Genomic DNA, 11,970 nt, shown 5'->3' on the forward strand with positions numbered 1-11,970 from the left:
GCGACTATCTCCTATAGGAAATCCAACAGATTCCCCAGTTGTCCGGATCAACTGGAAATTCTATCGGAAAGAGCTCTTACTACTAATATACGAGGGGGAGAATAATGAAAAAATTATTTATTGTATTACTAGCAGCATTTGTATTTGCAGTAGTAAATCCAACTAAATCAGAAGCAAAAGTGATGTATGATGGAGCAGAAGTTGTAAAAGGCCAAACAGGAAAAATGACCTTTAAAAAAGACATCAAGGTGTACAAGAAAAATCCAAATGGTACGTTTGATTCGTTAGTGGTAAAGCGAAATAACTTCTTTAAAACGTATGATATTGAAAAATATGATGACAAAACGTTCTACCAAATGGGGCAATATCGAGTACAAGCAACAGATTTGGTAGTTTTCAAAGAAGTGCCAATAAAAATTCGTTCATCTTTCTATAACAATCCAACTTATATTTATATTAATCGTGATGGTATTACTAATAGTTACGGAAGTTACTTCAGAGAACAAGAAGGCTACTCGTATATTTCTTTCTCGGATACAAATAATGGACAAAAACTTAATTTTTGCTCTGGCGATAGTGATGGTTCTTACGATCCGTGTCTTTATTATCTCGGTACAGATCTTAAGATCGCTGAGACAAAATCGAGAGATAGCAATGTACGTTATGAGTTAACAAAAGATGCAGGTGGGAAAAGCACGCCATTAAACGAAGTTAAAACTGAAACAATGTATGCAAAGGGAACCACTTTTTCATCGTATGGTACTGAAGTTAATGGTTATCTAGAAGTATCGGACTCAAAAGGTTACACTTGGCTTCCGGTAGATTTATTAAAGCCAGTTGGAGATAAGTGATAGATTAGGAATTATATAAAGCCCTCTTATTAATATTTGTTAAGGGGGTTTTTTTATATGGTAGGTTGACTTGCGGATAATTGTACACAATTTATAAGTAGTACACCAAATATAGAAAATTGGTGGAATGGTAGAAGGGTAAAATTATGTTGAGGTAAAACACAACACATTGTTTTTGTTAAATTTATCCTTCGTTATAATGTTTTTAGTAAAATATTGGAATGTTAGTGTGTAATACTAAGAAATTATATGTTTTCTAAACTTAATTAAGTAGGAGGAGAATAATGAAAAAATTTTTTATGGTGCTACTAGCAGCATTTGTATTAGCTGTAGTAAATCCAACAAAATCAGAAGCAAAAGTGATGTATGATGGAGCAGAAGTTGTAAAAGGCCAAACAGGAAAAATGACCTTTAAAAAAGATATCAAGGTGTACAAGAAAAATCCAAATGGTACGTTTGATTCGTTAGTGGTAAAGCGAAATAACTTCTTTAAAACGTATGATATTGAAAAATATGATGGCAAAACATTTTACCAGATGGGGCAATATCGGGTACAAGCAACAGATTTGGTAGTTTTCAAAGAAGTACCAATAAAAATTCGTTCATCTTTCTATAACAATCCAACTTATATTTATATTAATCGTGATGGTATTGCTAGTAGTTATGGAAGTTACTTCAGAAAAGAAGAATTATGGGGTATTTATTTCAAGGATACAAATAATGGACAACTTCTGAAGTATTGCGACAGTGGTGATGGTACTTACGAATTTTGCTATGAATATCCTGGTACAGATCTTAAAATCGCTGAGACAATATCGAGAGATAGAGGTGTACGTTATGAACTAACAGGAGATGCAGAAGGGAAAGGCGTTCCATTAAAAGAATCTAAAACTGAAAGATTTATGAAAAAGGGAAGTATTGTTTATTCATGGTATAATGAAATTAATGGTTATATATATGTAGTCGATAAGTTAGAGGGAAGACACGATAGTGCTGTTTGGCTTCCGATGAATTTATTAAAGCCAGTTGGAGATAAGTGATAGATTAGGAATTATATAAAGCTCTCTTAATAAGTATTTGTTAAGAGGGCTATTTTTTATGGTTGGTTGATATGCGAACAGGATGTTTGATGATGTCTTGGACTTAGCTGGAACTTTGAGGTTTTTGAGCAATGTATGTAGAATGAGCAGAAAATGAAGAAGAATGAATGTCATACCTAACTAGGTGTGGCTTTTTATTATGTTTCATAATTTTTGTACTTACAACCCATTATATAAGTAGATGGGAGGTGTTGATTTATGGAGTATGAATATAAAGTGAAGTTTTACTTTGACGAAGGTCGTGAAGAAGAATATAAAATCAAGAATAATATTGAACAAGAAACTTTTACAGAAGAACTTTCAAATGGGCTCAATGAGAAGTCTTGGTATTCATTTACTGAAACAGAACATTATAAAACGATTTTAATCAGTACTAAAGAGGTTTATCAAGTAGTAGTAGAAAAAAATATTTTAGAATTTGATTAATCAAATGTTGAAGTCACATCTAACTTGGTGTGGCTTTTTGGCTTTAATAAGGCTGTTTTCTAAAAGTATGTAGCTGTTAAAAAATAAAGACAGGATAAATCTACAAATTGATGTAGAATCAATTCTGTCTTTTTTTGATTTTTCATAAATTGAAGCACACGGCTCATTGAAATATTAAACTTTTGCTATCAAAATTTACGTACAAATGTTTGATACATTATAGCAGTTAGAGATGCGATTTCATCATTGATTGCTTCAATGTGGATACGATTCGTTAAATTTGTATTTGTATTTTCTAAATTTTTAATTACAGCAATCTTTTCACCATTTAACGTTAAAGTTCCTGAATTAGTGTAATCTTTCTCAAATTGGTACACGTCCCTGTTGATCAGAAAAGTTTGCACCTTTTCAATTAATTGCACACGCTTTTGTGTAATTGAAACCTTATCCATTGCATTACGGCTATATAGTGTATAACGAATACCTGTAAATATGCAATCGATTTTGTATATTGAATTATTATCAATTGAAATAGCATTATAGCAATATGGCATTCCGTATCGGAGAAGCGTATGAAACAGTTGTGTTAGGATACGGTGGCGATTTTTTTTGAGGATACTTATCACTTTGTTGTCCTTGTTATAAATGGGAATGCTTGTGTGATATTAATCTAATTCTGGGATGCTATATGAATAAATCTGCAATGATGTCTCTCCTCAATTATCTCTTAAATAATTCAATCAATGTCAATTTTAATATAAAATTGATATCTTTGTCCAAATGAATTGTACCGTTAGCTGAATAACAACCTTTTTTTAGAAAACTGCCTTTTTTATGAACTCTACAACGTCATGGTTTTTCAATAGCCGATGCAGAAAATGTAATTCATCTTGGGTCAACAATTAACAGAAGTCTCTTCAAATGTTGTGTATAAATGGAAATATTTATGCGAATACATCTGATTTGAGGTATTATTAAATGAAAGATGTCATTATTATCTAGGAACAAAATGCTGGAATAGGAGAGGTTTTATTGAATGATAAAAAATGGGGGATAGTGTTCTCGTTTATTTTCGGTGGTTTAGCTATTTTCCTTATATTGATTCTGTTGACTGTTTCGTTTTTTGGTCAAGAAATAATAGAATACCTTAGAGATGGGTTTTCAGAGAAATACTAGATATATTTCATTTTGACGTTGAAGAAATGGAGGGAGGGGATTACATGACTAAAAAACAACATCATATTCCATTTTTGAAAAGACCTTGGGTATCTTCTATTGGTGTATTCGTATTGTCACAAATCATCTTTATTACATTTGAAGTAACAGGGTGGATACCTAATTATCGAGATTTTGGTGGAACGTTATTTGGAAGAATTACTGAAGCCTCAATTTTCAGAGAGTGGTTTACTTTTTATGAAACACAACATTTTAATTTACTTACTATCTTTTTTGGTGTCGTATTTCTCGTGCCTGGAATAATAGGTGCGATAAAAAACGTTTTTTCACTAAGGTCTACATAAGTAAAGTCTAGTGACAATATAAATAGAGCATTCACCCATTAAAGGGGCTGTCGGTAGACAGCCCCTTCTATAAACTATGTTGAAAGCCTCCAATTCTCAGCAGCTTGTCGAATATTAATAAAATGACGATACACACCTTCTTCTTTAATAAGTGAATGATGCGTCCCTTTTTGGATAACTTTACCGTCTTCAATGACAATAATTTGATTTGCATTTTGTATCGTGGATAGACGGTGAGCGATGATGATTGTTGTTTTTCCTTGAATTAATTCATCTAGTGCAGCTTGAAGGAGCGTTTCGTTTTCAGGATCAAGACTTGCAGTCGCTTCATCTAATATAATAATAGGTGCATTTTTCAAAATAGCACGTGCAATTGAGATTCGTTGTTTCTCACCCCCTGAAAGCTGTAAGTTTTGAATGGTATTTATCGAAATACGAATCTGTAATGGAAAGTAGAGCAAGTTTTATGATGATCAGTAACCCCCTTTTATGTTTAACCTCTAAATATTTGCTGCCTATATTCCTTTGGTGTTAAATCGGAATAGCGTTTAAATAACTCTGAAAATCTACCTGCACTTTGATAGCCTACTGTTCGAGCAATTTCGTTAATAGGGAGCTCTGTATGAGCTAGTAATTTCTCAGCCTGATGAACACGTTGTTTTTGAATATACTCGGTAATTGTGCAATGATACACTTCTTTAAATAATTTTTTTAATTTTGTAGCACCCATGCAAGAAATTTTAGTTAAATGATCTAAAGTTAGTTGTAGGGCGTAGTACTTTTCTATATGAGTGGCTACATGTTCAATTTGGTGAATATCTTCTTTAGAAATTTGTGAGCAATGACAAGTTTCATTGAAAAGTACACGTTCCATTATAAGGGCTAATGCTTCATATACTTTCCCTTCATAAAAAAGTGCAGAGGTCAGATCAGCACCACGATAAGCCGCTATTTGTCGAAGTAGGATTACCATTTCTGGAAAAGTAGCTGTGGCTTTTAGTGTTGTTAATGCTTGACGTGGATTCACATATTTTTCACCATATTTATGTGCTAGGAATTGATCACAAAAAATAGGGGTAAACTCAATACCGATTGATTGTACTGGAATATTTTTATGAATAATAGCGCTATATTTTTCTCCTTTTCCCCAATAACTTTTAATATAACCTGGCTTTAATGGATGGTAAGGGTTAAGCTCCTCACCTGAAATAGATTCATAGTATGTGACGGTTAAAAGTTCAGGCATTGTTAATTCTAACTGATAATCCTCAAAAAAATAAAAATCATGAATGAGAATAGAAAACATGTCCTCAAAATGGTATATCCAATAATAACCTTTACCTAAAGTTGGATCGATTGTATATGTAGTACCTACTGAGTTATATTTGCTCATTTGGTCAAATTTTGAAAAACCATTTTCTAATAACAGAGGTTTAAAATGATGAGATGTCATCTGATTTCTCCTTTCCTCAATTAGACTTTCCTCTTCCTTGATTGGACGTAAACATAGTGTAGTTATTTTTTTATGTACTACTATTTATTATAATAGATAATGATAATCATTATCAATAAAATATAAGAAAATATAGTAATAATTACTACAAAAAGGAAGGTGGATGTAGATATGTATTCTCAAACAATGCAGCAAAAATCTCTAACTACTAAAGATTTAATTACAATCGGTATTTTCTCAGCACTGTTCTTTATATTCATGATGATTGGATCAGCCTTTTTTGCTCCCAATCCTGTATTAACGTTTTTAATGCCAGCTGGCGCTGCTCTATTAACGGGACCTATTTATTTATTAATGATTGCTAAAGTACCGAAATTTGGTCCTATTCTTATTTTAGGAATATTGTTAGCGATTATTACATTCGTTACAGGGATGTACTGGTTATGGTCATTAGCCTGTATAGGATTAGCTATAATTGGTGAATTAATAGCATCGATTGGTAAGCATAAAAATATATCAATTAATATTATAAGCTATATTGTTTTTTCACTTCATCCAATGGGTTCTTACGTAATGCTGTGGTTTAACCAACAAGCGTATAAAGAGTATTTGGTAGGTCAAGGAACAGAACAAGCTTATATGGATACGATGTTAACAACTGCCCAAAATTGGATGTTACCAACAATGATTGTTGGCACAATGCTATGCGCTTTGATTAGCGGTTTATTGGGAAAAAAATTATTGAGAAAACAGTTTGAAAAATCTGGAGTGCTGGCATAGGCAGGGCGGTGAACTTATGAATAAGGAAGAAGAATTGCAGGGCAATATGCATATGCATGTTTTCACCGTCAAACTTGATCCAAGAACGATAGTATTTCTACTAATGTTAGTAAATGCAACGGTTTTTTTGTCACCTTCTTTTCAATTTGAACTAATATTAATGGCCATAATATTTTGTCTTTGCTTTCTGATGGGGATGTTTTCTTTTTCATTGAAAATGATGCTTGGATACGGGTTTATTCTAGTAGTTCACTTAGTAAGTGAAATATTTTTGACAGGTGCGTGGGAGCTAATGTTTGTATCATTTGCAATGTTTATCAGAAAAATATTCCCGTGTGTTGTAATGGGTGGTTTATTAGTTGGAACCACAAAGATAAATGAATTTATGACGGCTTTAGGAAAAATAAGAATTTCCAAAAAGGTAATTATTCCATTAGCTGTAATGTTACGCTATTTTCCAATGATTGGTGAGGATTGGCGATATATAAAGGATGCTATGAAGTTGAGAGGCATCTCACCCTCCATAATAGGTTTTCTAAAAAATCCTGTGCAAACGGTTGAATGTATTTACGTCCCTTTAATGATGGCAGCCTCAAAAATTGCTGATGAATTATCTGCTGCTAGCATAGCGAGAGGGATTGAAAATCCGAAAGAGCGTTCTTGCTTTCAACATGTATCATTCCAATTCAGTGATAGTATTGTAATATTTATATTTACATTTTTTGTGTTCGGAGGAGTGTTCATATGTTGAAAGTCGAGCAATATTCATTTCATTATACAGATGAGAAAAGTGAAGGTATAGAAAATATAAATATTCATGTAAAAAAGGGACAGTGCATTTTACTGTGTGGTAAAAGCGGCTGTGGTAAAACAACTATTATCCGAGCAATTAACGGTTTAATTCCTTATTTCTATTCTGGAAAGCTAAAAGGGCAAGTGTTGTTAAATAATCAACCTGTAGAAAATAGGAAAATGTATGAATTAAGCGAACAGGTTGGGACGGTGTTCCAAAATCCGAGGTCACAATTCTTTAATGTGGATACTGATAGTGAGATTGTATTTGGAATGGAAAATATGGCATATCCAAAAGAAATGATGGAAGAACGAATGCGGCAAATTACGTCTGAGCTTCGTTTAGAAAGGCTTCGTCGACGCAATATTTTTCATTTATCGGGGGGAGAAAAGCAAAAGATTGCTTTTGCAAGTGTGTATGCTGTAGCACCCGATATTTTTGTATTAGATGAGCCTTCCTCTAATTTAGATGCGACTGCTATTGAGGATTTAAAAGACATGATTGCATTACTAAAAATGCAAGGTAAAACAATTATTGTATCGGAGCATAGACTTTACTATTTAAAAGAATTAATTGATAGAGCCATTGTATTAAATAAGGGACAAATTGTATCAGTTTACTCACAAAAGGATTTTTTACAGCTTTCAGATCTTCAACTGAGGCAATTAGGACTCCGCACACTTTATTTAGACAATGTACAGTTTCAACATAAATCGCTACCTGCTGAACAAAAAGTTCATGAGCTTGTTGTGAAGGATGTCACTATATCGCACAAAAAAAGAAAGGTATTAGAAAATATTCAATTCACAGCAAAAAGCGGAGAAATAATTGCAATCACAGGACATAATGGTGCAGGAAAAACGACCTTTGCTAGAGCGATATGTGGTCTACATAAACTATCATCAGGAAATATTTATTTTAATAAACAAAAACTAACATTGAAAAAACAGGCTCAGCTTTCCTATATGGTAATGCAAGATGTCAATTATCAGTTATTCGCAGAAACGGTTGAAAAAGAATGTGTATTTGGGGTGAAAAATCCCAATCCGAATTTAGTACGAAAAGCATTGGAGGAAATGGATTTATTAGAACTGGTCAATCGACACCCGAATACATTATCAGGAGGACAAAAACAGAGACTTGCTGTAGCTGCAAGTTTAATAAGTGAAAAGGAAATTATAGTGTTTGATGAACCGACAAGTGGATTAGATTTTGACAGTATGCAAAAGGTTTCTAGTATTTTACAGAATTTAGCGGAGGCTAATAAAATTATTTTTGTCATTACACATGACTTAGAATTTATAGCATCTTGCTGTCATCGTATACTTCGCTTCGGAGATGGAAAGAAGCAAGATGATTATAAGTTAAATAAAGAAAATCATCAGTATACAATTGAAACTTTCACTAGATAGCAGGGAATGGATCTAACGTAACTGACCTGCAATGTGCAGAGAAATGTACGATACAAAATTACGATGTAAGGGAAGGGCTGAACGATAATGGGGAAAGTTGTAAAACAAAATGAAAATCCGATCTTTATGCTTCTTTCTTGGGCTGGAGAGGATAAAAAATATTTATATTTGTCTGTTTTATGTTCTTTAATTAGTGGTCTTTCGACAATTGTACCTTATTTCATTATTTATCAAATAATTGAGCAAGTCTATCACAATAATTTAACAGAAGCTTTGTTAATTCAAAATTTATTGATTTTGGCTATTTCGATAATTGTTCGATTTGGGCTCTTTGCTATTTCTGGTACCCTATCGCATAAGGGTGCCTATCGAACGTTATTTAAAGTGCGTTGTCAAGTAACAGAGCATATGGCGCAAGTTTCACTAGGTTCTTTAAATGAACGAAATACAGGAGAAATTAAAACACTATTAAATGAAGAAATTGAAAAGCTAGAGTTATTTTTAGCACATCATTTACCAGAGTTAGTGTTTTACTTGAGTGGTCCAATTGCTGTCTTCATCTATTTATGTACAGTTAACGTACCGTTAGCGCTTATTTCGTTTATTCCATTAATTGTTGCAGTGGCAGTAATGGCAATAATGTTTCGGGGGACGAATCAATTAATGGATCGAGGAGCACGTTCCATAGCCAATCTAAATGCAATCATTATCGAATATATTCAAGGAATGCGTTTAATTAAGGCATATAACATGAGTAGTTCATCATTTAAAAAGTTTACAAACGCAGTAGATGATGAATTTAATGTCTGGAAAGAAATGTCTTTAAAAATGGGTCCACCATATGCGAGCTTTGTCATTATTATAGAATGTGGCTTACTCCTTATGGTACCTATTGGTGGAATGTGGTTTTTAAATGGTAGTTTAACAGGAAGTGTCTTTATTCTTTTTGCATTTGTAGGCTCATTGTATTTAACAGAATTACGACCTTTACAGGAATTAGGTTCAAACTTTGCACAGGTTTTAAATTCTGTAAAGAAATGCGTAGCCTTTTTAGAAACACCTGTTTTTGGGCAAGGGCAAGCATTTCCGAAGAATTACAATATCGAACTAAGAAATGTCAATTACTCTTATGATGGGCAAAAAGAACATTTAAAGAATGTGAATCTGTCTATTGTTGAAAATGAAAAAATAGCTATTGTAGGTGACTCAGGTTCTGGGAAAAGCACCATTGTACAGTTAATTTCACGCTTTAATGATGTTCAGCAAGGAGAAGTTTTGATTGGTAATCAAAATGTGAAGGATATTGATTATGAGGAATTATTAAAAAATATAACAACAGTTTTCCAAAAGACCTTTTTAACAAGTGGTACAGTGTTTGAAAACATTGTCATGGGTTCTAATGCTACACTCGATGAGGTAAGAACTGCGGCGAAAAAAGCACAAATAGATGATTTTATTATTTCATTACCTGATGGTTACGATACGAGGGTAGGGAGTTTTGGAACTAGATTTTCTGGTGGAGAAAAGCAGCGAATTGCTATTGCACGTGCCATTTTAAAAGATGCACCGATTTTAATATTAGATGAAGCAACATCCGCAGCAGACCCAGAAAATCAGGCCGAGATTGATCAAGCCATTGCTGAACTTTGTGTTGGTAAAACAGTAATTATCATTGCACACCGTCTTGGTATTATTAAGCATTGTGATCGAGTGGCAATTGTAGAAAATCAAACACTACAAGCATGTGGAACGCATCAAGAAATGCTAGAAGAAAACCCTTCATATAAAAAGACTTGGCAGGATTATAGTAAAGCTAGAGAAATTACGTATGAATTTTAACGATGTTGTACTTGTAGAAAAAGAAGGGTCTTCCAAGGGAAAGCCTATTTATGAAGGAGACTTAAGTATGGACAAAAAAAATGCATTTACAAAAAATGCTTCTTTTTATCTTTCGATTGTTTTCAATGTCATCGAGGGTATGCTAGCTGGTTTTAATTTTATCGTACTATATTACACGATTAATGCTTTAATAACAGAGCAATTAACGATGAACTTGTTAACTCGAATTCTGTCATTGTTAGGCGCTGTTTTTGTTATTCGTTTAATCATCTACGCGTTTGGTTATACGAGAGGGCAAATCGGAGGTGCCCAGATTAGTAGAATTCTTCGCTTGACACTGGGCGATAAAATGAAAAAAATACCGCTTTCCTCCTTTACGAAGGCACAAACAGGAGAGTACATTAATGCAACGACAACAAGTGTCAATAATTATGAAAATATTTTGACTCATAAAATAGGAGATATTATAAAAAATTCTTCATTTACTTTACTGCTAATTGGCTTTATTTCGACTATTTATATACCTGCTGGAGTAGTTCTGTTATGTTCAGGTTTATTGTTAATACCAACTCTTTATTTATCCTTTTTAATGGTAAAAAAATACGGAAATCAAAAGAAAAATATTATGACAAGTAACACAAGTGCTGTAGTTGAGTATATAAATGGTATTCAAACGTTGCGATCATTTGGTTTGGGTGGTGTTAAAAATAAAGCAACAACCTCATCAATGAAGGACTATAGTGATGTTAGTTATTTATATGAGATTAAAGTAATTCCAATTGGTACAACGTTTAGTATTTTGTGTTGGCTAAGTTTACCGATTGTTCTTTATTTAGCAGGACATCAATGGCTGGAGGGGAATTTAGATGCGTCTTCTTTCTTTCTAATTAGCATTTCCCCTTTATTTACATGCAAATTATTTGGCACACTTTTTATTGATTTAACCTCTTATAAAAACTTAATGATTGCAAAAAGACAAATTGAGTGCGTCATAGAAGAGGTGGAGGAGTTATCAAATGAGACTTCTTTTGAACCTGAACAGTATAGTATAGCTTTTCAAAATGTGAATTTCGCTTATAACCGAGGGGAACCTATACTACGAAATGTCAATTTTGAAATTGATTCTTCACAGTTTGTGGCGATTGTTGGACCATCGGGTTCGGGAAAATCAACTATTTTAAATTTAATAACAAAATACTATGAGCCTGAACGCGGTGATATATTAATCGGTCAGCAAGTTATTCAATCGATTGCTTCTGAAAAAGTATTGCAGAAAATTTCACTAGTCGACCAAGATATATTTTTGTTTAATGATACGATTTTAAATAATATTCGCTATGCAAAGCCAGAAGCGACAGAACAAGAAATTATTAATGTTGCGAAAGAAGCAAACTGCCATGATTTTATTGAGAAATTAGAGTGTGGCTATGACACAATTGTTGGAGAAAATGGTAATAAGCTATCGGGCGGTGAAAGACAACGTATATCCATTGCACGTGCTATTTTAAAGGACAGCCCAATACTTTTATTAGATGAAGCAACAGCGTCGTTAGATATCGAGAATGAGCTGGCTGTAAAAGAAGCGATTAAAAATCTTTTGAAAAAGAAAAAAACGGTTGTTATGATTGCCCATACGCTTTCCATTATAAAAAATGCAGACAAAATCCTAGTTGTTAATGAAGGACAAATCGTAGAAGAAGGTTCACATGAAAAGCTCATTGCTAAAGAAGGCAAATATGCAGCAATGTGGAGAAAGGAACATCAATTAAGTAGCGTATAACAAAATGTATTTTGTA

At 33.2% G+C, this 11,970-nt stretch carries 11 protein-coding genes and 1 pseudogene; 9 read left to right on the top strand and 3 right to left on the bottom strand.

What is annotated here, in order from left to right; genetic code table 11:
- Positions 1-104: 104 nt before the first annotated feature.
- From ACQKOG_RS21505 to ACQKOG_RS21515, 3 genes are all read left to right on the top strand, one after another.
- Positions 105-851, top strand: a complete 747-nt coding sequence (locus ACQKOG_RS21505) for a hypothetical protein (protein WP_427448231.1) — start codon at positions 105-107, stop codon at positions 849-851.
- 284 nt (positions 852-1,135) lie between these two features.
- Positions 1,136-1,891 (top strand): hypothetical protein, encoded by a 756-nt coding sequence (locus ACQKOG_RS21510; protein ID WP_370082689.1) that lies wholly within the window; start codon positions 1,136-1,138, stop codon positions 1,889-1,891.
- A 258-nt stretch (positions 1,892-2,149) separates the two neighbouring features.
- Positions 2,150-2,377 carry a hypothetical protein gene (locus ACQKOG_RS21515; protein ID WP_142507768.1) on the top strand — a complete coding sequence of 76 codons (228 nt, stop codon included), beginning with the start codon at positions 2,150-2,152 and terminating at the stop codon, positions 2,375-2,377.
- A 188-nt stretch (positions 2,378-2,565) separates the two neighbouring features.
- On the opposite strand, the gene ACQKOG_RS21520 is transcribed toward ACQKOG_RS21515, so the two are convergent.
- Positions 2,566-3,030: a tubby C-terminal domain-like protein gene (locus ACQKOG_RS21520; RefSeq protein ID WP_427448255.1), complete on the bottom strand. Its 465-nt coding sequence runs from the start codon at positions 3,028-3,030 to the stop codon at positions 2,566-2,568.
- A gap of 567 nt (positions 3,031-3,597) precedes the next feature.
- On the opposite strand from ACQKOG_RS21520, the gene ACQKOG_RS21525 reads away from it, so the two are divergent.
- Positions 3,598-3,897 (top strand): YfzA family protein, encoded by a 300-nt coding sequence (locus ACQKOG_RS21525; RefSeq protein ID WP_132358673.1) that lies wholly within the window; start codon positions 3,598-3,600, stop codon positions 3,895-3,897.
- A gap of 74 nt (positions 3,898-3,971) precedes the next feature.
- Here the strand turns inward: ACQKOG_RS21525 and ACQKOG_RS21530 are convergent.
- A pseudogene (locus tag ACQKOG_RS21530) lies at positions 3,972-4,301 on the bottom strand (ATP-binding cassette domain-containing protein); the annotation flags it as partial.
- A gap of 89 nt (positions 4,302-4,390) precedes the next feature.
- Positions 4,391-5,350, bottom strand: a complete 960-nt coding sequence (locus ACQKOG_RS21535; RefSeq protein WP_370082685.1) for a helix-turn-helix transcriptional regulator — start codon at positions 5,348-5,350, stop codon at positions 4,391-4,393.
- A 171-nt stretch (positions 5,351-5,521) separates the two neighbouring features.
- On the opposite strand from ACQKOG_RS21535, the gene ACQKOG_RS21540 reads away from it, so the two are divergent.
- The 5 genes from ACQKOG_RS21540 (at position 5,522) to ACQKOG_RS21560 (ending at position 11,954) form a co-directional block, all read left to right on the top strand.
- The gene (locus ACQKOG_RS21540; protein WP_370082683.1) at positions 5,522-6,130 is read left to right on the top strand and encodes an MptD family putative ECF transporter S component; all 609 of its coding nucleotides are present in this window, start codon (positions 5,522-5,524) and stop codon (positions 6,128-6,130) included.
- 16 nt (positions 6,131-6,146) lie between these two features.
- Positions 6,147-6,881 carry an energy-coupling factor transporter transmembrane component T gene (locus ACQKOG_RS21545; RefSeq protein ID WP_427448232.1) on the top strand — a complete coding sequence of 245 codons (735 nt, stop codon included), beginning with the start codon at positions 6,147-6,149 and terminating at the stop codon, positions 6,879-6,881.
- The gene (locus ACQKOG_RS21550) at positions 6,875-8,335 is read left to right on the top strand and encodes an ABC transporter ATP-binding protein (RefSeq protein WP_427448233.1); all 1,461 of its coding nucleotides are present in this window, start codon (positions 6,875-6,877) and stop codon (positions 8,333-8,335) included. The genes ACQKOG_RS21545 and ACQKOG_RS21550 overlap by 7 nt, the downstream gene beginning before the upstream one ends.
- An 87-nt stretch (positions 8,336-8,422) precedes the next feature.
- Positions 8,423-10,174, top strand: coding sequence for an ABC transporter ATP-binding protein (locus ACQKOG_RS21555; protein WP_427448234.1), 1,752 nt, complete (start codon positions 8,423-8,425; stop codon positions 10,172-10,174).
- 67 nt (positions 10,175-10,241) lie between these two features.
- Positions 10,242-11,954 carry an ABC transporter ATP-binding protein gene (locus tag ACQKOG_RS21560; protein WP_370082675.1) on the top strand — a complete coding sequence of 571 codons (1,713 nt, stop codon included), beginning with the start codon at positions 10,242-10,244 and terminating at the stop codon, positions 11,952-11,954.
- Positions 11,955-11,970 lie beyond the last annotated feature (16 nt).

Origin of the sequence: Lysinibacillus sp. NPDC093216 (genome assembly GCF_050280325.1) — a bacterium.
Classification (GTDB): domain Bacteria; phylum Bacillota; class Bacilli; order Bacillales_A; family Planococcaceae; genus Lysinibacillus.

Excerpts from the sequence above, each read along its gene's own strand:
- ACQKOG_RS21505 (WP_427448231.1), top strand. The coding sequence starts at position 105 with ATGAAAAAATTATTTATTGTATTACTAGCAGCATTTGTATTTGCAGTA.
- ACQKOG_RS21510 (WP_370082689.1), top strand. The coding sequence starts at position 1,136 with ATGAAAAAATTTTTTATGGTGCTACTAGCAGCATTTGTATTAGCTGTA.
- ACQKOG_RS21515 (WP_142507768.1), top strand. The coding sequence starts at position 2,150 with ATGGAGTATGAATATAAAGTGAAGTTTTACTTTGACGAAGGTCGTGAA.
- ACQKOG_RS21525 (WP_132358673.1), top strand. The coding sequence starts at position 3,598 with ATGACTAAAAAACAACATCATATTCCATTTTTGAAAAGACCTTGGGTA.
- ACQKOG_RS21535 (WP_370082685.1), bottom strand. The coding sequence starts at position 5,350 with ATGACATCTCATCATTTTAAACCTCTGTTATTAGAAAATGGTTTTTCA.
- ACQKOG_RS21540 (WP_370082683.1), top strand. The coding sequence starts at position 5,522 with ATGTATTCTCAAACAATGCAGCAAAAATCTCTAACTACTAAAGATTTA.
- ACQKOG_RS21545 (WP_427448232.1), top strand. The coding sequence starts at position 6,147 with ATGAATAAGGAAGAAGAATTGCAGGGCAATATGCATATGCATGTTTTC.
- ACQKOG_RS21550 (WP_427448233.1), top strand. The coding sequence starts at position 6,875 with ATGTTGAAAGTCGAGCAATATTCATTTCATTATACAGATGAGAAAAGT.
- ACQKOG_RS21555 (WP_427448234.1), top strand. The coding sequence starts at position 8,423 with ATGGGGAAAGTTGTAAAACAAAATGAAAATCCGATCTTTATGCTTCTT.
- ACQKOG_RS21560 (WP_370082675.1), top strand. The coding sequence starts at position 10,242 with ATGGACAAAAAAAATGCATTTACAAAAAATGCTTCTTTTTATCTTTCG.